We start from the raw sequence: 22570 nt of genomic DNA on the forward strand, positions 1-22570 counted from the left end.
GGAAGCGCGGGGACTTATCTTGCGCTTTTTTTTACTAAGTAGAACGGGATCTATCCTCTGAAAGCCATCACCACAAATATTTTGAATTTTCAATACAATATAGGTAATATATTGATAATGGAAATAAAGAAAAAAGGAGGAAACACTTTGGAAGAGACTCTTATCAAAGCAGATGATTATGTGACGTTGTGGGGAATTATTGTAGTGTGGGCTTCGGCCAGTATCTACTTAGAGCAGCGCTACAGTTGGGCGGCGAAGATTTCAGGTGCGATTGTTGCGCTGATAGGGGCTATTATTCTATCAAATACCGGAATTATTCCTACAGCGTCGCCGGTTTATGATGCGGTCTGGACGTTTATCATTCCGCTTGCCATTCCGCTGCTGCTTTTTCATGTGAACTTTAAAAGAATTTGGCAGGAAAGCGGACGGTTGCTGATTATTTTTTTGATCAGCTCGATCGGTACGGTTGCAGGGGTGATCATCAGTTTCTTTTTATTGAAGGATCATATACCAGTCCTTGATAAGATTGGTGCCATGCTTAGTGCCTCTTATATTGGCGGTGGGGTCAACTTTGCAGCCATGGCAGCAAAATTCGAAGCGCCTGGAGAAATGGTATCTTCTGCGGTGGTCGCAGACAATTTGATGATGGCCATTTATTTCATCGTTCTAATGATGATTCCGGCCATGAACTTTTTTAGAAGACGCTTTAAAGCGCCGCACGTGGAAAAAGTGGAAAGCGGAGGAATCAGGGAAGAGGGGAAGACACTCGCGGAAAGCTTCTGGGAGCGAAAGGATATATCGCTGAAGGATATTGCGTTGTCTGTAGGGACTGCCTTCCTGCTCGTAATGGTTTCGTTTAAAATCGCAGCATTCCTGGACGGATTGATTCCTTCCGGGGAGGAGACGTCTTTCTTTTTAAATTTACTGAATGGATTGTTCGGAGACCAGTACTTAATGTTGACTACATTAACATTTCTGGCACTTGCACTGTTTCCGAGATATTTTGAATCGATTAACGGAAGCCAGGAGATCGGTACGTTCCTCATTTACTTGTTCTTTGTGGTGATCGGCATTCCTGCATCGATCCCGCTCATTGTTCAAAATGCTCCTCTGCTGCTAGTATTTGTATTCATTATTGTCGTCGTGAACATGGCCGTGTCACTGATTGCAGGGAAACTATTGAAATATGACCTTGAAGAAATCCTCCTGGCCAGCAATGCCAATGTCGGCGGCCCGACAACTGCTGCAGCCATGGCCATTGCAAAAGGATGGAAAGACCTGATTGGGCCGATTCTTGTTGTGGGGACGTTGGGGTATATTATTGGTAACTATGTTGGGACCACATTGGGGATATGGTTTTCTGGTTTTATGTAATGGTGGAGTGAGGCTGGTTCATTAATATTTATTGGAAAAACACTATTAAATCAAGAAAAAGGAGTGACAAAATCAATACGATTTGGCACTCCTTTTGGTGTGTTTTGAATCTTTTTTCAATAAATCGATAGACTCAAATATCACAGTTGCTATAATCTAAGAAGCCAGTTCAAAAATGCGCTTTTGTGTTTCAAGACAATGCTGCAGATTAATGATCGGATTCATAGAATGCGAAAGTGTTTCTTTCTCTCTACTGGTAAGTTCAATTGCATTATCTCCTGCAAGTTTTTGTGTATACTCAAACATTTGATTCAATAGCACATCTAACTCCTCCACTGAAAGGACAATGTTGATTTTTTCAGAATTTGGATGTATTTTCAGTTCACCCAAACGTTCCATCATATCTGAAATTATCTCCATTGTAAGAGCACCATTGCGTACAGCGTATAGGTAGACTTTTAGACCCTCTCTAAATTTCCCAACAACATCAGGATCTTGTTTTTTCTTTGATTTAAAATAGTTTCTTGCTATATATAGACCTCCCTTACCTACCTTAATAAGGGTATCCCTATTATTCCATGCATATTGTAAAATAGCTTCTGACATGTGTATAGGTTTAAGATGTTTAACAATTTGCCCTTTATTATTACGAACTACGCCACCATATCTTATATTTTCTCCCGTAGAAATTTTCATCATAATATCATCGGGTATTTTATATAAATCTTGAACAATCGGCATTCTATCATCTCCTTTTATCTATCTCACCGGCTCAACTACCGACATGCAACTCAATCTCACGAAAAATGAAGGCGAAAATATCTAATATTTTTACTAAAGTCTTTAAATACCCTACTTCGCCCCAATACGCGATATACTTTTCTCTTGATTCTACATAGAAGAATATTATTCCTTCTTATGGATTTAAACTTGCCGTTAATGGAGTATCCATTATTAAAATTGTATTCCCCAAATCCTTATTAGAAGACTCAAAATAGGAGTTGTTGTTCACCGGTAAATGTATATGAATTGACAAGTCATTTAGCACCCTATTTGCACCACTTTTTTTAGTTTGAACAATAATTATAATTATTCGCCAATTGATAATTAAGATGCTAATAGAAGTGATAATTCTTCACAGCATTAAGAGTAGTAACAATTTAATAGTATATGTAATCAGCATGTAAAAAACCTGTGTTATCAAAAGGGCTACACTTCCCTTCCTGACACAGGTTTTTTATTATAATTTTTAGAAAATTCAGCATTCATCATTGACAAATGAATGCGATTACATTTATACTCCAAAGTAACAAATTCATATTATGAACTTAATGTTCACTATGTGAACATAATTAGGAATTAATGAAATTGCAGGTGAAGAGTATGACAAAAACAATAGAAACTGTTCAGTCGGTAGAGAGAGCTGTCGATTTATTATTCTGTTTTTCTTTAAATGAGCCTGAACTATCAGTAAATGATTTTGTGAATAAGACGGGACTTAACCGGACGACAGTGTTTCGATTATTGACTTCCTTAAAGGAAAAAAACTTAATAGTAAAGGATGAAGATCGGGGCACTTATCGGTTGAGTTTAACCTTTGTAGGGTTCAGTCAGATTGTTTCTGAGAACCTTGATATAAGGAAAGAAGCACTGCCTGAATTGAAGAAGTTATCCTTACTTACTAAAGAGACAGTGAGTTTGAATGTTCTTCAATCTAATCGGCGTATCTGTGTTGAAAAAGCCGATGGAAGTGAAGACATCAGACAGTTTGTGAAGCTGGGCTACCCTTACCCATTGGTGAAAGGTGCCTCAGGAAAAGTGCTTTTAGCACAGTGTGAAGAGAGTGTTATTGATGAGGTGCTGGATGAATGGGAAGAGATGAATGCAGAAGCATTTGATCGTTCAGACGTCAAAGAAGAACTGCAGGAGATTAGGGATTCAGGTTATTGCCTGAGTAAGAATGATCGTGTATTGGGGGCATATTCAATCTCGACTCCTATTTTTAATATGCAAGGGGAACTTATTGGCGGACTGTCGATTTCCGGGCTGGCGATGAGGCTCACCGAGGAAAAGGAGCAGGAGTTCATTTCGAAGGCCATTCAGGGAGCAAGAGAGATTTCGAGAAAGATGGGATATTTATCATGAAGCAGGAGGGATATCTATGAACCAAACATTAATAGAGAAAATCATTTCTGCCCATTCAGAAGGACCGGTGTCTCAAGGGGATATAGCCGTTGTTGAAGTAGATGCTGTCATGGCTTCAGATACCACAGCGCCATTAACGATAAAAGCCTTTAAGGAAATGGGCGGGAAGAAGGTATGGAATTCCGAAAAAGTTGTCTTGGTCATTGATCATGCAGCACCGGCTCCAAATGAGAGAATTGCAAATCTGCACTCCATGATGAGGGATTTTGCAAAAGGTCAGAATGTAAAGCTTTATGATGTGGGGGACGGAATTTGCCATCAGTTAATGGTGGAGAACCAACATGTAAAACCGGGGAACCTGGTCTTAGGGGCAGATTCACATACATGTACATATGGGGCGCTGGGTGCGTTTGCAACTGGAGTGGGATCGACTGATTTAGCAGGGGTTCTATTAACAGGAAAGACATGGGTGAAAGTTCCCGAGACCATCAAGATCGAACTGAAAGGATCGCTTCAGCAGGGGGTAACCGCGAAAGATTTAATCCTCCACCTGGTAGGCACACTGGGAATAGAGGGAGCAACGTATAAAGCGATCGAATACACAGGCGAAGCCGTTGAGTCCATGACTCTTGCCAGCCGGATGACGATTGCGAATATGTCGATTGAAATGGGGGCAAAGGCAGGTTTTGTTCATACGAAAGGTCTGGATTTAGGCTATGATTTCGAGCACCTTGAGCCTGACCCCGGGGCAAAGTACGAGAGAGTGTTGGAAGTCGATATTTCCAAGCTCGAACCGCAAGTCTCGATTCCACATTCACCTGATGATGTGAAACCTATATCGGAAGTGTTGGACATACCCATTCAGCAGGCGTTTTTAGGCAGCTGTACAAATGGCAGATTAGAAGATTTGCAGGAAGCAGCCCACATTTTAAAGGGAAAAAAGATTCATAGCGATGTCAGGATGTTAATCGCGCCGGCTTCCAAACAAGTTTACTTGGAAGCGTTGAAAGATGGAACGGTAGAAATCTTAACGGATGCAGGTTGTACATTCCTTACTTCTGGGTGCGGGCCGTGTGTCGGCACACATATGGGGGTTCCCGGCAAGGGCGAGGGTGTTATTTCTTCCAGCAACAGAAACTTTAGGGGCCGAATGGGCAATCCGGAATCAAATGTTTATTTAGGATCTCCGGCTGTAGTGGCTGCCACTGCTCTCTACGGGAAGATAACGGATCCCAGAAAGATAGAAAAAAGGGAGGTCTTCCAATGAATCTAAAAGGTGCTGCTCATGTATACGGCAGTAATATCGATACGGACCGTATTATACCGGGAAAGTACACGAAAACATTAAATCTGCAAGACCTGGCAGATCATGTTCTTGAAGATTTAGACCCTGAGTTTCGAGAGAGGATGGAGGTGGGGGATCTCGTTGTGGCAGACCATAATTTTGGCTGCGGCTCCTCTCGGGAACAAGCACCGCTGGCTCTTAAAACAGCAGGTGTTTCGGCTGTCATAGCGAGATCATTTGCGAGGATTTTCTTTCGGAATGCGATTAATGTGGGTCTTCCGGTCATTGAAATCCCTGACCATGATATTAAGCAGGGGGATGAGATTGTTGTGGAACTCAATAACGGCGAAATTCATAATTTGACCCAAAATAAAGAATACCAAGGAACCCAAATGCCGCAGGTGATGATCGATATTTTGAATGATGGCGGCTTAACTTCATTTTTGAAAAAGCATGGTGACTATAGTGTCTCAAAATAACAGTCAAACGAGGTGAGAAGCAAAATGACAGATGCGAAAACTAAACGGGGGCCGTTGGATGGAGTGAGGATTCTGGACCTTTCTACCATGATTGCAGCTCCATTTGGTGCGACACTACTCGGAGATTTTGGAGCAGAAGTAATAAAAGTAGAAATGCCTGGTAAAGGTGATTCCTTGAGGGACATGGGTCCTTTTCACGGGGAAGAGCCGCTTCGCTGGCCGGGACTTGCCAGGAATAAGAAATCAATCACGCTTGATCTTCACAAAGAGGAAGGGCAGGGTGTTCTGAAAAAATTAGTAGAGAAGACAGATGTGGTGATTGAGAACTTCAGACCGGGAACGTTGGAAAAATGGAATGTTGGTTATGAAGCCTTGAAAGAAGTGAATCCCGATTTAATCATGATCCGGGTCACAGGATATGGTCAAACCGGCCCTTATTCCAGTAAAGCAGGATTTGGAACACCGGCCACCGCATTTAGTGGATTTACCTATCTGCATGGTTACTCTGACCGGCCGCCAATCAGTCCATCCTTCTCGCTTCTGGATTATATAACCGGCATCTATGTAGCATTTGCGACAACTACCGCTCTTTACCACCGCGACAGCCATGACGAGGGAACAGGGCAGTATGTAGATATGGCACTGTATGAGTCAGTCTTTAGAATGATGGAGTTTCTGGTTGCAGACTATGATCAAAATGGAATCATAAAAGAACGCTCTCCCGGTCTGAGCGGGCATTCCAGTCCGGCAGGTACATTCCAAACAAAGGACGAGCATTGGGTTGTATTGGTGACGAGTTCTGACCGTACATTCGAACGGCTGGCAAAAGCGATGGATCGGGAAGATATGCTGACGGATGACCGTTTTTATACGAATTCTGTAAGGCTGAAGCATTTTGAACTAACCAATGGAATTGTCGCTGACTGGGTGAAAACGAAAACCAGGTCAGAGCTGCAGGAACACTTGGATGCCCACGGTGTACCAGTCAGTCCGATCAATAGCATTGAAGATATTTTCAATGATCATCACTTTAAAGAAAGAGAAAACATTGTTGAAGTGAATCACCCTCGCCTTGGCAAAGTCAAGATGCCTGGTATCGTCCCTAAATTTTCCGAGACGCCGGGGTCGATACGGCAAGTTGCACCAGACCTGGGTGAGCATACGGATGAAGTATTAAAATCCCTCCTTGAATTGGATGAAACAGAGCTGCAGGAGTTAAAGAACAATAAAGTAATCTGATCACAACGGAAAGAAAGGAGGCAGGAGCTTTTGAATTCATTGAAGGAAATTACAGTCACTGAAGTGTGTCCCAGAGATGGTTTTCAAAGTATACCGGAGATCATACCTGCAGAAGAGAAAGCGGCATATATCAATCGGATGATCGAGTGCGGGTTTAAGCAAATTGAAGTGACATCATTTGTTCACCCGAAAGCTGTTCCGCAGTTAAAAGATGCCAGCGAAGTACTCCAGCTTGTTAATAGAAAGCCGGGTGTTAAGCTGCGTGCGTTAATCCCAAACCTCAGGGGGCTGGACAGGGCCATTGATGCCGGCATAGATAAAGTAAAGCTGATGCTATCGGCAACAGACTCTCACAGCAGGCATAATGCGAATGCCACTACCTTTGAAGCGATAAAAGGGTTCGAGCCTCTGGTCCAACGTGCAGCAGATAGTCCTGTTCATGTCGGTGGTTCCATATCGGTTGCATTTGGCTGTCCGTATGAAGGGGATGTCCCAGTTGAGCGTCACATTGAGATTACGAAACGATATGAGCAGCTGGGGATCACCGATATCTCTTTAGCAGACACGACAGGGATGGCAAACCCCGTGAAACTGAAAAGAATCGTAGAGGTGCTTAAAGAAACGTTTCCTCATTTCCGATTTTCATTGCATCTTCACAATACGAGAGGCATGGCATTTGCGAATGCAGTAGCAGGTTATGAAGCAGGAATAGTCGACTTTGACAGTTCTGCAGCAGGCCTTGGCGGCTGTCCATATGCTCCAAATGCAAGCGGGAACATTGCTACTGAAGACCTCGTACACGGGTTTGAGGAGATGGGGATCAACACAGGGATCAATCTTGATAGAGTCCTAGAAGTTGCGAAGCTCCTTCAGCAGCGATTCCCCGTTCAATCAGACAGCTTTATCCTCAAAGCCGGCAAGTGTTCGGATCTTCACATTGCACCAAGCGGGCAAGTTAAGATAGGCGATTAAAAAGGAGTGTTGATAGTGAACGTAGATTTACTCATAAAAAATGGGAGTGTTGTATTCCCGCGAATAGGTGTGAAGCAAGTAAATATAGGAGTTCGCAATGGCAAAATCACTGGGATTTATGAATCTGCTGATGATGTCACCGCATCGGAAGAGATTGATGCTTCCGGACTTCATGTGTTCCCGGGACTGGTGGATGCCCACGAACATATTGGAATCTATAATTCTACTGAAGAAGACTTTCTGGATACGAAGCAGCACGCAGTCGGCGGAGTGACAACCGTGGTCAATATGGACAGGCAGCCCGTAAGCTATCTCGATTTCGTTCCCAAAGTAAAAGAAATAGGGGAGAAAAATAGTTATATAGATTTCACTTACAGTTTGGGGATCCTGACTGAACAGCATATTGATGAATTGGAAGAGACGGTTGAGAAGTGTGGGATCACCTCTTTTAAATTCTTTAGAAATTACGAAAAACAACTAAATGATAAGTTCAAAATTGATAACGGAATTGATTTATCTTCCTATGACCTGATGAGACTGCTGGAAAAGTTCAAAACCATTTCTCCTAAACTATTACTTGCTGTTCATTGTGAAAACATGGACATCAACCGCACTCTAATTAAAAAGTATAAAGATGAGGGGGCAAATGACGGATTGAAAACCTGGTCGGCAACAAGTCCGGGATACGCTGAAGCAGAATCGCTCCTAAGCACTCTTTACTTAAATCAAGTAGTTGGAGGCAATGTCTATATTGTTCACCTATCATCGGCCGCAAGTGTTGATGTATTGGAAAAGATGCCGTGGCTCCATGAGTCAGGGGTAACCGTAGAAACATGCCCGCATTACCTATGCTTAACTGAAGATGACAGCCTGGATGCAAAAGTGGGCCCGCCTATTCACAGTCACCATGATCGTGAACGGTTATGGGAAGGCATTATAAACGGAACCATCAACTCGATCGGTACGGATCATGTCCCTAACTCGCGTGATAAGAAGTATGGGAAAGGAAACGGTGTATTCGACACGCTTTACGGATTTCCGAGTGTCGGCTGCTTACTCCCGGTCATGATCACAGAAGGCCATCACAAAAGGGGATTGCCTCTTGAGAGGATTGCAGATATTACATCTTATCAAGTAGCAGAATCGTTCAACCTTGAAAGCAAAGGGAGAATAGAGGTCGGGGCTGACGCAGACTTTGCGATTGTGGATATTCACAAGAAGAAAAAGATTACACCAAAGCAAATGTATGCCGAAGGCGACTATTCTGTTTTTGAAGGAAGAGAAGCCGCCGGCTGGCCGGTGTATACAATCAGCCGTGGTGAAGTGATTGTAAGCAAGGGAGAACCTATCAAAGAATACGGCAGGGGTAAATTTGTCAGAAGATTCATTTAGTTTTTAGCTAAAAAGGGGATAGGGGGACTTCACGTGAGTGCGATTCCATTCGGGATTTGGTTTATGTGGATATTTAATATTGGTCTTTCAGTGTTAGCCATTGTGATAGCAGTTGTCCAAAATAAGAAGGAGGGAGGTAAGATCAAGTGGAAATAAATACAGTCGTATTAATTGTCTACCTCCTTCTGACCTTTGGAATTGCGGGCTGGGGATATAAAGTTACTTCTACATCGGCCGATTACTGGGTAGCCGGCCGATCACTTGGTGTCATTGTCAGTGTGGGAACTTTCTTTGCGACATTAATCAGCTCCTGGTCCGTACTGGGGGCTCCCGGGTACTTTTACAGTATCGGCTGGGCGGGATATTGGCAGTTCGGCGGTACGATCTTAACTTCTATTTTTGCTGCAGTCTGGTTTGGAGCGAAGATTAGAAGTACAGGTTATATAACGCTTCCGGATATTTTAGCTGCCCGGTATTATAGCAACAAAGTGAGGGTATTAGGTGCTGCCTTAATTCTTATTGCCAGTATGATTTTCCTAACGGTTCAAACATTGGGAGCCGGCGTCATCCTCAATCAAATTACCGGGATTGATAAGAATGTAGGGATCTTAATTGGCACCGTTATTTTCTTATTGTTTACAGTAACCGGTGGAATGCACTCTGTTGCCTGGACGGATCTATTCCAAGGAATCCTGATTTTTGTAGGTATCTTGGCAGCAGTTATCATCGGCCTTGTTAAGGTTGGCGGATTCGGAGAAATGCATCTTCAGTTAGCTGCACAGGATCCTGAGTTTCTTGATCCCTTTGCCGGCGGGAAAATGGGGTTACTCATGATCGTAAACTGGTTCGTTATATGGGGAGTAGGTAATCTCGGGACTCCTCAATTTATGAGTCGGTTCTTATCTGCCAAAGACACGAAAGTCGTCCGCTTGAGCCAAGGGATCACCGCTTTAACATTTGCTTTATTTTACTTTTTAATCGGTGCTTTAGGAGGCTTGGCAAAAATCTTTTATCCTGGGATCACAGACCCGGATACCGTAGGCCCGACATTTGTAACAGGAATGCTTCCTCCTATCATCGGAGCATTAATTATGAGTGCGTTAATGGCCGCTGCCATGTCTACTGCCAGCTCCGTCCTTCTTGTTGCATCTACTACATTCGTGAAAGACTTCTTTCAAGCTTTTAGCAAGAAAGAGGTTGGGGATAAAAAGCTGGTCATGTATTCTCGGGTAGTAACCGTGTTTATCTCTATTGCTGCCTTAATCTTTGCTTTAATGGAAATTTCGACAATCTTCTGGCTGCAGCCTAATATGGTTGCAACAATGGGTGCTGCAATTGGAACGGCGTTAGTAGCTGCATTTGCATGGAAAAGAGCCAATAAAGAAGGTGCGCTGGCGAGTATTACCGCTGGAACGCTCGTTACTACTTTGTGGTTTGTATTTAAATTACAGGCTGCAACCGGATTCCACCCTGTAATTCCAGGAACATTGGCCGCCATATTATTTATGGTCATGGTCAGCTTATTAACCAAAGCTCCGCCACAGCATGTAATAAATGAGTTTTTCAATAAAGAAAAAACAGCAGATGCTGATGAGAGTGCATCTAAGGTAGTGTAATCATTCAATCAAGGGGGAGATCCTTTTATGACTAGAGTAAGACCTTGGGAAGACCTGTTAAGTGAAACAGACAAAGCAGTTGTACAAAAAGGGGGCTACGGGAAGAGCAGAGGACTTGGGAAAAAGCCTCTTATTATGGTCATTGATATTCAAAACAATTATGTGGGAAGCGATGATCCTATTCTAGAGCAGATTGGTGAATGGCCGTCGGGCGGAGGAGAAGCAGGGTGGCGCGCGATTGAAAACGTGGAGAAATTACTAGCCAAAGGAAGAGAACAGGGCATCCCTATTCTGTACACCCGCAATGTACAAAAGAATATCAGTTTTGACAGCTTCAGCAATAAAACCGACCGCGACCAATCCAAGTATGTAGAAGGTCACTTCGGCACCCAAATCGTTGATCAAATTGCCCCAAAAGAAGGAGAACTGGTGATTGATAAGGCGTATGCAAGTGCGTTTTATGCCACCCCGTTAGTCAGCTGGCTTGTAAAGCTGGGAGTAGATTCCCTGCTCATCGTGGGTGGTTCAACAAGTGGATGCGTAAGAGCAACTGCCATCGATGCTGTAAGCAGGAACTTCAATGTAGCGATTATTGAAGAATGTGTCTATGACCGTATTGAGCTGTCTCATAAAGCAAGTTTGTTTGATTTGTGGATGAAGTATACGGATGTGATTAATTTGGAGGAGACGTTTGAGTATTTGGGTAGGTTGAAGGATGAGGTTGGAGTGAAATGATAAAGGTTGAATGAAGTTGCCCATATACAAACAAAATCCACCTGTGCTGCCAGGTGGATTTTGTTTGTTAAGTAAACCTGATATGTTATTACAGCTCTCTTTGTATAAATGTGCATTTCTTCTAGAATCATTCTGTGTTTATTATTTCTGACTATTTTAAATTTTCCATTTAATCATTCTTAAACCTGATCAATCATGCTACTATAAAGGATAGAAAGCTAAAAAGGGGATGGTCTTATGAGGAGTACCGAACTGTTTATTAATGACCACTTGCTTGATCTCATTTTTGAGAGTGCTTATTACGGGATTGTCATTGTGGATTGCGATGGGATTATCCAATACATAAGCAATAACTATTGTGAGTTTTTAGAAGCAGACCGGGATGCGGTGATTGGAGAGCATGTCACAGATGTGATTGAAAATACGAGAATGCATCTGGTATCACGGACAGGGCAAAAGGATATGGCGGATGTGCAGCTGCTTAGGGGGGAGTTCGTGATCGCCAATCGCATTCCCATCATCGAAGACAATGAAATCCTGGGGGCGATCGGGACCATCCTTTTCAGGGATCTTGATGATTGGAAGAAAATGAACAGTCATATAAAGGATGTCCTTTCAGAGCTCAATTATTATCGAAATGAATGGGAAGCTGAAAATGGCCTTAAGTATTCCCTGCAGGATCTAATCGGCAGCACGCCGGAGGTCAACGAGTTGAAAGAACGTGTAAAACGAGTGGCCAGCGGGGATATTTCCGTACTGCTGAGGGGAGAGAGCGGAACCGGAAAGGAGATCCTGGCCCAGAGTATACATAAACTGAGTGAGCGGAGCGAAAAGCCGTTTGTAAAAGTCAATTGCGGTTCCATACCGGAACATTTGCTGGAATCGGAGCTTTTCGGGTACGAGGAAGGTGCCTTTACGGGTGCGAAAAAGGGAGGGAAGATCGGAAAGTTTGAGTTTGCGGCCGGCGGGACGATTTTTCTGGATGAGATAGGTGACATGCCTCAGCATATGCAGGTAAAGCTGCTGCGTGTCCTGCAGGAAAAGGAGTTCGAGCCGGTGGGGGCACTGCAGCCGAAAAAGATCAATATCCGTGTGATTGCTGCAACGAATCGTCCCCTGGAAAAAATGATCGAAGACAAGCTGTTCCGTGAGGATTTATTTTACCGGATCAATGCTGTTCAGCTTTTTATTCCTCCACTAAGAGCGCGGACGGAGGATATTCATTTGCTTGTTGAACATTTCCTTAAAAAAGTAACGGCAAGGATTGGGAAGCGTGTCACATCTGTCTGCCCAGAAGCCCTTTCCATCATCGAACAGTATGACTGGCCGGGGAATATCAGGGAGCTGGAAAATGTCATCGATGCAGGAGTACATCTATCAGACGTCGAGGAAATGGGAATGGAGGCATTACCGGATTACTTGAGAAACAGCAAGACCACCAAGATGGAAAAGCGAAGTCTGAAGAGTATTATAGAAGAAACAGAAAAGAAAGCAATTGAAAGGGCTCTAAAACAGTGCGGATACGATAAGAATAAGGCTGCTGAGTCGCTTGGAATAGGGAATTCCACGATATATGACAAAATTAAAAAATACGCTATTACTGATTGTGTTGAATAAATCCGGGAGTTCGGAATCTTTTCCGAGCTTCCGGATTTTTCTTCTTTTTATCCACTTACAACGTGTTTAAGGGATTTATCTGCGTTGATAAATAAAAGAAAATTCAGAAAAGTAAAAATACATTCCGGAAAATCAGAAAAACATCAATTTTATATGGTCCACAATTAAAGGAAATCAAGTGAATAGGGGTTTTTCTTTTTTGGCACGAATCTTGCAATAAGTATTTATAAAGGGAAAGAGAAAGGAGGAAAGAAGTTCTTACTCAAAATTGTATGCGCTTACATATCTAAGGAGGGAGTCCATTGGATGTCGGATATTTTACAAGAAGAATGGCGAACGATTTGAACCCTCAGAACCCATCCAAAATTGCCATTAAAGAAGAGTCGGGAAATTCGTGGTCATACAGGGATCTTCATCGGATATCGAATGGTTATGCAAATAAGCTTCGCGAAATGGGTGTGAGAAAAGGGGACCGCGTTGGGATTCTGCTCTATAACTGCCTGGAATATTTCGGTCTTTATTTCGCTGCTGCCAAGATCGGGGCGATTGCTGTCCGGCTTAATTTTCGGCTTTCAAGCAAGGAGTTTGAATACCTGCTTAACGACTCGGATACAAAAATACTCTGTTTCCATTCAAATTTGGCCAGTGAACTGGAGCCAGTACGCAGCCAAGTCTCTGTGCAACGGTATATTTGCCTTCAAAACGAAGACGGGAAGATTCCAAATTGGGCTGAGAGCTGGCAGGTTTTAGAAAACGGGTCAAGAGACGACCTCGGCTCTGAAAACATCAAACTGAACGAACCGGTCATGCTAATGTATACGTCGGGAACGACGGGCAGGCCCAAGGGTGCCATCTGGACACACGAAACGACCTTTTGGTTTTCAGCGATGCAGGCATTAAAGTGGAATTTTACCGGACAGGAGATCGGGATGACGACCGGCCCCCTGTACCATGTGGGGGCCATGGAGGATATCGCCCTTCCCATTCTGATGATGGGAGGAACGGTGATCATCACAAAAAGCCATGGATTTGAGATTGGCAGAATCCTGGGAGTGATGGAAAGGGAGCGTGTGAACGATTGTTTCTTATTCCCCTTTATGATTTATGAAATGCTGAACGATCCGGATATTGATAAGTATCAGCTGAAGGATTTGAAAACGATTTACACAGGGGGAGATCCCCTCATGCCTTGGGCCCTTGAAAAATTAAAAGAGAAATTCCCGCATATAGGGGTCGTTCAGGTTTATGGGCTGACAGAAGGAACGCCCATTGCAGCGTCATTGAATCCTGAGGATGTTTTTACAAAAGGTCATACGGTTGGAAAGCCTCTGCCTCTTACAGAAATTCATATTATTGATGAAAATGGGGTTGGGGTTCCTGCAGGTGAGGTTGGGGAGATTGCCATTAAGAGTCCTGCTGTTTCAGCCGGCTATTGGAGAAAGCCTGATGCCACGCGGGAAACATTCGTAAATGGTTTTTGCCGGACAGGGGATTTGGGCCGTCTCGATCAGGATGGCTATCTGACGATTGCAGGCAGGAAAAAAGATATGATCCGAAGCGGCGGCGAGAATATATATGCAGCTGAAATCGAGGATGTACTCTACCGGATTGACGGCATAAGGGAGGTCTCCATCATCGGCGTTCCTGATCCTCGCTATATTGAAGCTGTTTGCGCCGTTGTTGTGAAAAAGGAGGGAGCCCATATTACAGAACAGGAGATTATTGATTACTGTAGAAGCCAGCTTGCCAGCTACAAGAAGCCAAGGAAGGTCATATTTGTAAAAGAATTACCGCGCACGCCATCCGGGAAGGTGCAGAAATTTATTTTACGAAATCAATACAGCCATGCGTAAAGGAGGGCACTGATGAAAAAAATCCAAGTTGTTTCATGGTCAAAACAGCAATGTATTGCCACAGTCATCATTGATAATCCGCCTGTAAATGTGCTGAGCGCCGAGGTAATCGAACAATTGTCAGCTGCCGCGGATGAAATTGGAAGCGATTCCAGTGTGAAGGTCGTCATTCTGACGGGGGCCGTTGAAAAGGCATTTGTGGCTGGAGGGGATATCAAGGGTTTTCCTGACTGGACTGGCAAAGGGGTGGAACTGGCCAAGCAGAAATCGCTTTGGCTGCAGGAACCGCTCAATAAGATTGAACGGCTGCCTCAACCGACGATTGCTGCGATTAATGGCTTTGCATTAGGCGGCGGCTGCGAACTTGCTTTAAGCTGTGACATTCGGATTGCGGAAGAACAGGTCAGGATCGGCCTTCCTGAAATAAAACTGGGGTTGTTCCCGGGAGCTGGAGGAACGCAGAGACTGCCAAGGCTTGTAGGAAAAGCAAAGGCAAAGGAAATGATTTTTACTGGAGAGCCTTTGACCGCTGAAGAAGCGAAACAAATTGGGCTGGTCAATCACGTTGTTCCAAAGGGCGTGGCATTGAAAAAAGCAGTTGAGCTTGCAGAAAAAATCAGCCGTTATTCTTCCCCTTCCTTATCTTTTGCCAAACGCTCCATTGATAATGGGTTTGAGCAGCATGTGGATGAAGGGCTTGTCACCGAAGCTGAATATTTCGGCCAGGTCTTTCAAACGAAGGACGTAAAGGAGGGGGTGGAGGCTTTTATCCAAAAACGGAAGCCGAACTTTGTTGACAGGTAATCGAGTAATGAATTTAAAAGGAGGGATTGACTTGTTTGGATTATCGCCGCTCATGACTTTCATGTTATTTGTATTCTGGCCGGGCGCCATTGTGGCATCAGGCATTTGGGGCGCATTGGCGTTCAAAAATAATGAAGAGGAGGATGTTTCATGATATTAGCCATTGGGATTATTTATTTGCTTGTTATATTGGTTATCGGACTGCTTTCCATGAGGCATCAAAAGGATATGGATACGTTTTATACGGGAGGGAGGAGATTCGGGCCCTGGCTTGTGGCTCTCGCCGTTTCTTCCACAACCATGTCGGGGTACGGATTTATCGGTCTGACGGGACTCGTTTATGAACATGGCTATGCCATATTTATGATTGGAATCTTTGCAACGGCAGGAATATTTGTCAGCTTTTTAGTCTTGGCAAAGCCAATGAGGCGAATCACACAAAAATTTGGTGCATTGACGATTCCAGATCTTCTGGAAGTCCGCTATAACAGTAAGGCGATTCGCGCGATCACCGCCCTGGCGATATTAGGCGGCGCGATCGGTTACCAGATGGCTCAATACAAAGCGCTCGGGAACATGCTGCAAACCGTTCTTGGTGTGGACTATAAGCTCGCATTGTTTATCGGTGTGGCGATCTTGACCGTTTACGTTGTCGGCGGCGGTATGATCAGCGCTGTCTGGACAGATTTCATTCAGATGATCGTCATGGTGGCCGGTGCTTTGATTGTCTTCATCGGCGGTATGAAAATGGTGGGCGGTATGTCCCAGCTTAACTCGGAACTTGCGGGCATAAACCCGGATATGGTGCAGGCATTCCATACAACAGGCCCGATCGGCATTTTCGCTTTTATCTCTTATTTCTTTATTTATGTAATCGGTCACCAAGGACAGCCGCATGTTGTTTCCAAGTTTTACATGATCAAGAAACTCTCCATGCTGAAATGGGCGTGCATCATTGCAGCAGGTACATATGGACTTACTGCCCTCTTATGGTTTGTCGGTCTATACACAAAAGTCATGGTCAATCGCGGTGAAATGGCGGCTCCTGCCTCTCCGGATATGGTGGCACCCATGTTTATCGAAACCTTCTTCCCGCCTGTGATTGCCGGATTGATCTTTGCCGCTGTCATGGCCGCCATCATGTCAACGAGCGAGGCGTTCCTATTGGTTGCAAGCTCTTCCATTGTCAGGGATATCTATCAGCAGATTATTAAAAAAGGAGAAAAGCTTCCGGAAAAGAAAGAATTGTCCCTGTCCAGGTGGTTTACACTCGTCATCATCGTTGTGACATTCCTGCTTTCACTGAATCCGCCGGATCTCGTCGGATGGCTCGGCAACGCTTCATGGGGAATTTTTGCCGCTTCACTGGTGCCGGTATTGAGCATCGGAATCCTTTGGAAGCGCGCCACCAGAACAGCTGCCATCTGGTCATCAGCCCTTGGATTCGTCTTCAGTATCGGCCTTTACATTTTAAAAGTGAAAGGTATCTACGTTCCAGCCCTTGACACCGGAGCCATTGCAATGATGATCTCAACCGTGTCCCTGGTCGGAATCTCCCTTATTACAAAACAAGAAGCTAGTCCGATATTTGAAAAAACATCAAAGGAAAAAGCAGCCGAAGATCCAGCCGCAGCAAATTTTTCTTGATTGTTGGTGAGAGGTACTGATGCGCTTTAGAGCGTGGAAAGTGCCTGTCACTTTTTTTGGGTGGATTTGTGGGATGGTTACCACTCGATTTTTCTTATTTTACTTCATCGAATATACTATACTGCACGGCTGGGTTCATTGTGGGTAACATCTTCTTTATTTCTTCTTCTGAAAGTGGTGAGGGTTGTGAGATGGGTTCATTTTTATTTGACGAGGTATAGGATGTAGAGGATGGTATCTAATCAGGGAAATGCAATTTTGTGGCATAAAATAAGTGCGGAAAGTAATGAAATTGTGAGGGGTATTTGTATCTCTGAAAAGCGAATAACCAGGAGTGATACTATGCGCAAAAGTGACATCGAAAGATTTGATAACGCTTTTCCAGACGGTGTATTTGCATTCCCGGCACCCACCGAATCCCCAAAAGTGAAAATAAGTGCGTTGGATAAGTATTGCAAAGAGCGTGGAGTAGAACCGAAAGATTTAACGGAAGAAGAAATGAAGTTGTTTCTTGTATAGTAAGAAGTCCGAAAAACGCTTGATGACATGCAAGCGTTTTTTATTTTCTGTTCTATTCGTTTACTATTTCTTTCGAGCTCCAGACGGCTGTGCATACACAAAAGGGGGATGAATAGATGGAATGGTTTATTCCTGTGTCCTTTTTGGTCGGTTTACTGTATGCCAACCTATTAACGTGAAATTCAGATTTCCAGTAAACTATCTGTCTATTGTATCTAAATAGGTTGATGATTCCATGTGTTTTCCCTTAGTAGAGTGGGACTTATCTTGAGCTTCTTTATTACAGCTGGTATGGCTTGGCCCGGATTGCGTTCATGCAGTCTGGGCCGGGCTTTTTTATTTTTTTGAAAAAAGATTTGAATCAGGGTATCCTTTTCAACCTTATTTCACTATATAGAAAGTGAGTATATGAAAAAGGAGTGATTGGAATGTTGTTGAGTGGTTGGATGAAGGTTGAGAGGGAGATATTGCAGTCGCAGGTGTTTTTTCACGCGGAGGATATTCGGATTTATTTGTGGATTGCGGGTCATGCAGCGGTGAGGGACGGTGCCGTGTTGGGGCATCGGGTGCTTAAGAGGGGACAATTTGTTCAGTCGATCAGTAAGATACGTGAAAACCTTTGGTTCTATAGCGGGAATAAGAAGGATGAGTATAGTAATTCGAGGATCCAGCGGTCGATTAAAAGGCTGGAGAAGGCAGGGCTACTCACGACGGAAAAGTTCAAGCACGGGTATGTGTTTACGGTGCGAGAGGCCCAGGATCCGACAGGGGATTCGCATTCTTTGGATGTTCCGGACAGTGAAGGGGCAGATCCAGGAAAGAATGAAAGTGATGCCGGCTTTTTTTTGCCCTCGAGACTTGAATCAGGGTTGGGGGAGTGTGGAGATAAGGTTGAAAACAAAAAGAAGATTGTAAAGAAGGTTGAGAAAGAAAAGAAAAAAACACTCACCACCCTAACGAATACTATGGCAGATAGATTGACGATGATCACGGAGCATTTCCTGGTGAGGAGGGGAACGAGTCTTATGCTGTCACCGGTTGATCAGATGGCGCTTGAGAAAATCAGCTTGCATGAGATGACGGTTGACGAGCTGAAGGCGTTCATGGATGAGCAGTTTGAGAAAATCAAGGTGCATGAGCCGAACGCAACGATTCACAGTCCGAAGTATTTGCTGAAGGCACTGGAGAGACGGGAATCGCCTGGGAAGCGGATGGACGAGCTGGAAGAGATGCTTGACCGGCTTGAGGAGAGCTTAAAAGATTATGACAAAGGATGAGTTCAGGGAGCTTATGAGACAGCTGTATCTGGCGTATCCCACAAAGAAGCTGCCGGATACAACGATGAATTTATGGTTCGGACTGCTTCGGGAATGTGAGTTCAGAGAGGTGAAAAGACGGCTGGAAGAACATATCAGGCAGCACAAATATATACCGAGTGTCTCCCAGCTTTATGTCATGCCTGAGACGGAAACGACGGTGCTCGACATGCTGGTGGAATGGGAGAAGGAAGGGGTGGAAAGGGTTGAACACATTGAACGGTGGGGCGGACCCAAAAAACCTTGGCAGCGATGAAGCGGTCTTAAGACTGCTGCATGAAGCAGAGAGTATGATCCTCGGGGCGATGCTGTTGGAGCAGGACATGATCCACAAGCTCAGCCTTGAACCGAAGCACTTTACCCAGACGAGGAACCGGATCGTGTTCGGGGCGATGAAGGAGCTGCAGAAGGAGAATGTTGAGATCAACCCGGTAACGCTTGTCGAAGAGCTGCAGGATCAAACCGAAAATGCAGGAGGCGTCACCTATCTCCTGGAGCTTGCAGCCTATTGTCCGACGGTCGCGAATCTAGGTTACTACGAGAAAATTGTGATGAAATACTACGAACTTAGCCTGATCCGGAATTCGGCCAATCACTTTTTGAACGATTATACCACGGAATCCGCACAAGATCTGTACAAGGCACTCATCGAGATGCATACCGAACTGACGCAGGATGAAGAGACGAAAGACAGCATCATCATGGCACTCTATGAATCTCTTTATGAGGAGCGGAGCGGGCTGCCGGGGGTGAATACCGGTTTCCCCGCGCTGAACGGGCTGACAGGAGGATGGAAGGCAGGCGAGCTCATCATCCTCGCGGCACGGCCATCGATGGGGAAGACGGCGCTCGCGATCCAGCTCGCATGGGAATGCACAAAGGCCGACGGGGTGTCCCTCCTCTTTTCCCTTGAGATGAGCTCGAAGCAAGTCATGCAGCGGCTGCTCTGCAATCTGTCCGACATCAACATGATGAAATGGCATAACCCGTATAAATACTTATCCAAGGAGGAAATGCCGAGAATGCAGGAGGCGCTGAACTCAGTCTACAAAGCGAATCTATCACTCTCAGAGAACGGGCTCATCACCCTGATGGAAATCAGGCAGCGGATCATGAATCTGAAACGCGAGCATCCGACCGAACCGTTCCTCGTCGTGATCGATTACTTGCAGCTGATCAATGTGAAGGAGAGTTTCGACCGCCACGACCTGATGATCGGGCATATCACAAAGCAGCTGAAGAGCATGGCAAAGGAATTCGGCATCCCAATCATCCTGCTATCCCAGCTGTCGCGTGGCGTGGAATCAAGGGATGATAAGAGACCAAGGCTGTCAGATCTGCGTGACTCAGGAAATATCGAGCAGGATGCAGATATTGTTTTGTTTTTGTACCGGGATGAGTACTACAACATTGCGTCTGAAGCAGGGAATGTAGTGGAAGTGAAGGTGGCCAAGAACCGGAACGGGCCGGTCGGGACGGTGAAGCTGGGATTCAAGAAAGAGTGCGGGCGGTTCGGGACGAGGGGACAGGTCCATTGTCCCGGTTAAAAGGGTCAATCAAAAAAAGATGGGGAGATGATGGCGGTGTTTGTGACGAAGGTTGCGGTTGAGGCGGGGGATTCTTTTGTAGAGGAGGGAAGAAAGGTGTATCGACTGTTGATCGACTTGATGGGTGCAGCCGATGTGAGGGAAGACGGGTTGAGGTTCTTGAGTTACGGAGAGATTTGGCGGGCATGTTGTGATCGGGGGATGTTCTTGTTAAGGGATGAGCGGTTTGCAGTGATGATGGATGTGTTGACGTGGATGGAGGAGGAAGGGTTGGTGAGGAGGGAGAGGGTTACTGGGGGGAGTTGGTTTGGGGTTGTTGGTCAGAGGCTTGAATGTGTTTGTAATTGGGAAAGGTGATTTTTCAGCTAATGGGTCATTTAATGGAAGATGGCATCCAAAATAGCAATATTAATGGAATGTAATGCCGATATTTCGGCAGAAGTAACTAATCCCTCGTAGAAAAGAAAATTATTTATCTTTATTGGGGTAATTATTTGAAGACATTCATGTACTCTCCTGCTTTTTTAATTCAGCAATCCTTTGTTTTGAAAAAATTTTAAAGTTAGATAACTTAAAACCTATTGACTTTACCGAAGAATGAAGATAAAATAAATCTCGAATTAAAGATATTTGAATTAGAGATAAATTTTCCTCATTTTTGAGGCTAATTAAACTGGAGGTTTTTTAAAATGACTAAATGGACAGTAGATCAGGTACATTCAGCGATAGGGTTTGAAGTGAAACACATGATGGTATCCAAAGTAAGAGGTCAATTTGACTCTTATACCGCTGAAGTTGAAGCGGAAGATTTAACAGATCTAACTACAGCTTCTATTGAATTCAAAATTGACACAGCAAGCATTAATACGGGGAATCTTGACCGTGATAATCACTTGAAATCGGCAGACTTCTTTGATGCAGAAAATAATCCAACAATAGATTTTAAATCTACAAGTATTTCTAAAAACGGGGATGACTATAAAGTAAATGGTGATTTAACTATTAAAGATGTAACAAAAACAGTTACATTTACAGTTGGATTTGGCGGTAAGGGTATAAACCCATGGGGGGTTGAAGTATATGGATTTGAAGCAGAAGGTAAAATTAATCGAGAAGAATTTGGTCTAACTTGGAATGCAGCACTTGAAACGGGTGGAGTTTTAGTAGGTAAAGACATCAAGATCAAAGTTGAATTGCAACTAAACCCTGCAGTATAACGGAGTTTTGGTATCTAACCCTGTCTAATCAAGTAAAAAGATAAGACAGCATAATTTGAATATTGATTCTGGGTATGTCGATCAAGTGTTTTTTATTGAGTTATCTATCTGTTGACAATATAAAATATGCTATTATATAACTATCTCGAATTCGAGATAGTTTAAAGGGGTTGATTGACAAAATGAATCATCAAAATATGAAGGAATACGAAGAGAATTTATCTCTAAAGGTTTTTGTTGTCTTATCCAGGGCATTACAATCAATAAAAAAGCGAGTTGAAGAAGACATTAAATGTCTTGGACTAAACCCTACCGAATTTGCGGTTCTAGAATTAATTTACAGTAAAGGCGATCAGCCTATACAAAAAATTGGGGAAAAAGTTTTGATTGCCAGCAGTAGTATTACCTATGTGGTAGATAAGCTGGAGAAGAAAAAACTAATAAAGAGAAAGCCTAGTCCTAAAGATCGTAGGATAACCCATGCAACGATATCGGATTCTGGAATTGAGTTAATGAACGAGGTTTTTCCAAAACATAAAGCAGCCATGCAAGAAATACTCGGTGGTTTAAATCTACAAGAAAAAGAAAATGTCATTGAACAGTTAAAAAAGCTTGGACTTCATGCTCAAAACCAGTAATTTTTTTAAATAAATATCTCGAATTAAAGATATATGAATTAAAACAATAGGGGGATTTAATTACCTTTCATACCAAAACTTGAGGATTGTGAGGTCCAATGATCATCACCCTTGGCAAAGAAAAAGTGGAAAGCAGAAAACCCAGGGTTACAGAAAACCCGTTAGAGAATTTGTA

General features: G+C 43.9%; 22 protein-coding genes. 21 read left to right on the plus strand and 1 reads right to left on the minus strand.

Translation table 11 applies throughout. The features are described 5' to 3' along the window. Positions 1-147 precede the first annotated feature (147 nt). The gene (locus tag V6B33_RS00845; RefSeq protein ID WP_334215848.1) at positions 148-1374 is read left to right on the plus strand and encodes a DUF819 family protein; all 1227 of its coding nucleotides are present in this window, start codon (positions 148-150) and stop codon (positions 1372-1374) included. Between the two features lie 156 nt (positions 1375-1530). On the opposite strand, the gene V6B33_RS00850 is transcribed toward V6B33_RS00845, so the two are convergent. Then, complete coding sequence (locus V6B33_RS00850; protein WP_334215849.1) at positions 1531-2115, minus strand: hypothetical protein; 585 nt, start codon at positions 2113-2115, stop codon at positions 1531-1533. Positions 2116-2757: 642 nt separating this feature from the next. Here V6B33_RS00850 and V6B33_RS00855 point away from each other — a divergent pair. The 20 genes from V6B33_RS00855 (at position 2758) to V6B33_RS00950 (ending at position 22395) form a co-directional block, all read left to right on the plus strand. Beyond that, complete coding sequence (locus V6B33_RS00855; RefSeq protein WP_334215850.1) at positions 2758-3519, plus strand: IclR family transcriptional regulator; 762 nt, start codon at positions 2758-2760, stop codon at positions 3517-3519. 16 nt (positions 3520-3535) lie between these two features. Beyond that, positions 3536-4786, plus strand: coding sequence for a 3-isopropylmalate dehydratase large subunit (locus V6B33_RS00860; protein ID WP_334215851.1), 1251 nt, complete (start codon positions 3536-3538; stop codon positions 4784-4786). Continuing rightward, the gene (locus V6B33_RS00865) at positions 4783-5283 is read left to right on the plus strand and encodes a 3-isopropylmalate dehydratase small subunit (protein ID WP_334215852.1); all 501 of its coding nucleotides are present in this window, start codon (positions 4783-4785) and stop codon (positions 5281-5283) included. Before V6B33_RS00860 ends, V6B33_RS00865 begins: the two co-directional genes overlap by 4 nt. A gap of 24 nt (positions 5284-5307) precedes the next feature. Beyond that, positions 5308-6522, plus strand: a complete 1215-nt coding sequence (locus V6B33_RS00870; protein ID WP_334215853.1) for a CaiB/BaiF CoA transferase family protein — start codon at positions 5308-5310, stop codon at positions 6520-6522. A 30-nt stretch (positions 6523-6552) separates the two neighbouring features. Further along, a complete protein-coding gene (locus tag V6B33_RS00875) occupies positions 6553-7494 on the plus strand; it encodes a hydroxymethylglutaryl-CoA lyase (protein WP_334215854.1) in 942 nt (313 codons plus the stop codon). A gap of 15 nt (positions 7495-7509) precedes the next feature. Beyond that, positions 7510-8886: a dihydroorotase gene (locus V6B33_RS00880; RefSeq protein WP_334215855.1), complete on the plus strand. Its 1377-nt coding sequence runs from the start codon at positions 7510-7512 to the stop codon at positions 8884-8886. Between the two features lie 146 nt (positions 8887-9032). Beyond that, positions 9033-10502: a sodium:solute symporter family protein gene (locus V6B33_RS00885; protein ID WP_334215856.1), complete on the plus strand. Its 1470-nt coding sequence runs from the start codon at positions 9033-9035 to the stop codon at positions 10500-10502. A gap of 27 nt (positions 10503-10529) precedes the next feature. After that, a complete protein-coding gene (locus V6B33_RS00890; RefSeq protein ID WP_334215857.1) occupies positions 10530-11237 on the plus strand; it encodes an isochorismatase family protein in 708 nt (235 codons plus the stop codon). 237 nt (positions 11238-11474) lie between these two features. Then, positions 11475-12854 carry a sigma-54 interaction domain-containing protein gene (locus V6B33_RS00895; protein WP_334215858.1) on the plus strand — a complete coding sequence of 460 codons (1380 nt, stop codon included), beginning with the start codon at positions 11475-11477 and terminating at the stop codon, positions 12852-12854. Between the two features lie 302 nt (positions 12855-13156). Continuing rightward, the gene (locus V6B33_RS00900; RefSeq protein WP_334215859.1) at positions 13157-14707 is read left to right on the plus strand and encodes a class I adenylate-forming enzyme family protein; all 1551 of its coding nucleotides are present in this window, start codon (positions 13157-13159) and stop codon (positions 14705-14707) included. A 12-nt stretch (positions 14708-14719) separates the two neighbouring features. Continuing rightward, positions 14720-15511: an enoyl-CoA hydratase/isomerase family protein gene (locus tag V6B33_RS00905; RefSeq protein ID WP_334215860.1), complete on the plus strand. Its 792-nt coding sequence runs from the start codon at positions 14720-14722 to the stop codon at positions 15509-15511. A gap of 31 nt (positions 15512-15542) precedes the next feature. After that, a complete protein-coding gene (locus V6B33_RS00910) occupies positions 15543-15665 on the plus strand; it encodes a hypothetical protein (protein WP_334215861.1) in 123 nt (40 codons plus the stop codon). After that, positions 15662-17158 (plus strand): sodium/proline symporter, encoded by a 1497-nt coding sequence (locus V6B33_RS00915; RefSeq protein WP_334215862.1) that lies wholly within the window; start codon positions 15662-15664, stop codon positions 17156-17158. The genes V6B33_RS00910 and V6B33_RS00915 overlap by 4 nt, the downstream gene beginning before the upstream one ends. A gap of 342 nt (positions 17159-17500) precedes the next feature. Next, positions 17501-17677 (plus strand): hypothetical protein, encoded by a 177-nt coding sequence (locus tag V6B33_RS00920; RefSeq protein WP_334215863.1) that lies wholly within the window; start codon positions 17501-17503, stop codon positions 17675-17677. A 428-nt stretch (positions 17678-18105) separates the two neighbouring features. After that, positions 18106-18954 (plus strand): hypothetical protein, encoded by an 849-nt coding sequence (locus V6B33_RS00925; protein ID WP_334215864.1) that lies wholly within the window; start codon positions 18106-18108, stop codon positions 18952-18954. Continuing rightward, positions 18941-19249, plus strand: a complete 309-nt coding sequence (locus V6B33_RS00930; RefSeq protein ID WP_334215865.1) for a replicative helicase loader/inhibitor — start codon at positions 18941-18943, stop codon at positions 19247-19249. The genes V6B33_RS00925 and V6B33_RS00930 overlap by 14 nt, the downstream gene beginning before the upstream one ends. Beyond that, positions 19200-20540 carry a replicative DNA helicase gene (locus V6B33_RS00935; RefSeq protein WP_334215866.1) on the plus strand — a complete coding sequence of 447 codons (1341 nt, stop codon included), beginning with the start codon at positions 19200-19202 and terminating at the stop codon, positions 20538-20540. The genes V6B33_RS00930 and V6B33_RS00935 overlap by 50 nt, the downstream gene beginning before the upstream one ends. Before the next feature lie 96 nt (positions 20541-20636). Next, the gene (locus V6B33_RS00940) at positions 20637-20897 is read left to right on the plus strand and encodes a hypothetical protein (protein ID WP_334215867.1); all 261 of its coding nucleotides are present in this window, start codon (positions 20637-20639) and stop codon (positions 20895-20897) included. A gap of 332 nt (positions 20898-21229) precedes the next feature. Then, entirely contained in the window at positions 21230-21757 is a 528-nt protein-coding gene (locus tag V6B33_RS00945) for a YceI family protein (RefSeq protein ID WP_334215868.1), read from the plus strand. A 182-nt stretch (positions 21758-21939) separates the two neighbouring features. Next, positions 21940-22395 carry a MarR family winged helix-turn-helix transcriptional regulator gene (locus tag V6B33_RS00950; protein ID WP_334215869.1) on the plus strand — a complete coding sequence of 152 codons (456 nt, stop codon included), beginning with the start codon at positions 21940-21942 and terminating at the stop codon, positions 22393-22395. The last annotated feature ends 175 nt before the right edge of the window (positions 22396-22570 follow it).

This window comes from Mangrovibacillus sp. Mu-81, from assembly GCF_036867415.1.
GTDB lineage: Bacteria > Bacillota > Bacilli > Bacillales > Bacillaceae_B > Rossellomorea.

Bases quoted from the DNA above. Each gene is read 5' to 3' on its own strand.
- V6B33_RS00855 (WP_334215850.1), top strand. From the start codon at position 2,758: ATGACAAAAACAATAGAAACTGTTCAGTCGGTAGAGAGAGCTGTCGAT.
- V6B33_RS00930 (WP_334215865.1), top strand. From the start codon at position 18,941: ATGACAAAGGATGAGTTCAGGGAGCTTATGAGACAGCTGTATCTGGCG.
- V6B33_RS00860 (WP_334215851.1), top strand. From the start codon at position 3,536: ATGAACCAAACATTAATAGAGAAAATCATTTCTGCCCATTCAGAAGGA.
- V6B33_RS00890 (WP_334215857.1), top strand. From the start codon at position 10,530: ATGACTAGAGTAAGACCTTGGGAAGACCTGTTAAGTGAAACAGACAAA.
- V6B33_RS00925 (WP_334215864.1), top strand. From the start codon at position 18,106: ATGTTGTTGAGTGGTTGGATGAAGGTTGAGAGGGAGATATTGCAGTCG.
- V6B33_RS00850 (WP_334215849.1), bottom strand. From the start codon at position 2,115: ATGCCGATTGTTCAAGATTTATATAAAATACCCGATGATATTATGATG.
- V6B33_RS00950 (WP_334215869.1), top strand. From the start codon at position 21,940: ATGAATCATCAAAATATGAAGGAATACGAAGAGAATTTATCTCTAAAG.
- V6B33_RS00915 (WP_334215862.1), top strand. From the start codon at position 15,662: ATGATATTAGCCATTGGGATTATTTATTTGCTTGTTATATTGGTTATC.
- V6B33_RS00945 (WP_334215868.1), top strand. From the start codon at position 21,230: ATGACTAAATGGACAGTAGATCAGGTACATTCAGCGATAGGGTTTGAA.
- V6B33_RS00895 (WP_334215858.1), top strand. From the start codon at position 11,475: ATGAGGAGTACCGAACTGTTTATTAATGACCACTTGCTTGATCTCATT.
- V6B33_RS00870 (WP_334215853.1), top strand. From the start codon at position 5,308: ATGACAGATGCGAAAACTAAACGGGGGCCGTTGGATGGAGTGAGGATT.
- V6B33_RS00865 (WP_334215852.1), top strand. From the start codon at position 4,783: ATGAATCTAAAAGGTGCTGCTCATGTATACGGCAGTAATATCGATACG.
- V6B33_RS00905 (WP_334215860.1), top strand. From the start codon at position 14,720: ATGAAAAAAATCCAAGTTGTTTCATGGTCAAAACAGCAATGTATTGCC.
- V6B33_RS00920 (WP_334215863.1), top strand. From the start codon at position 17,501: ATGCGCAAAAGTGACATCGAAAGATTTGATAACGCTTTTCCAGACGGT.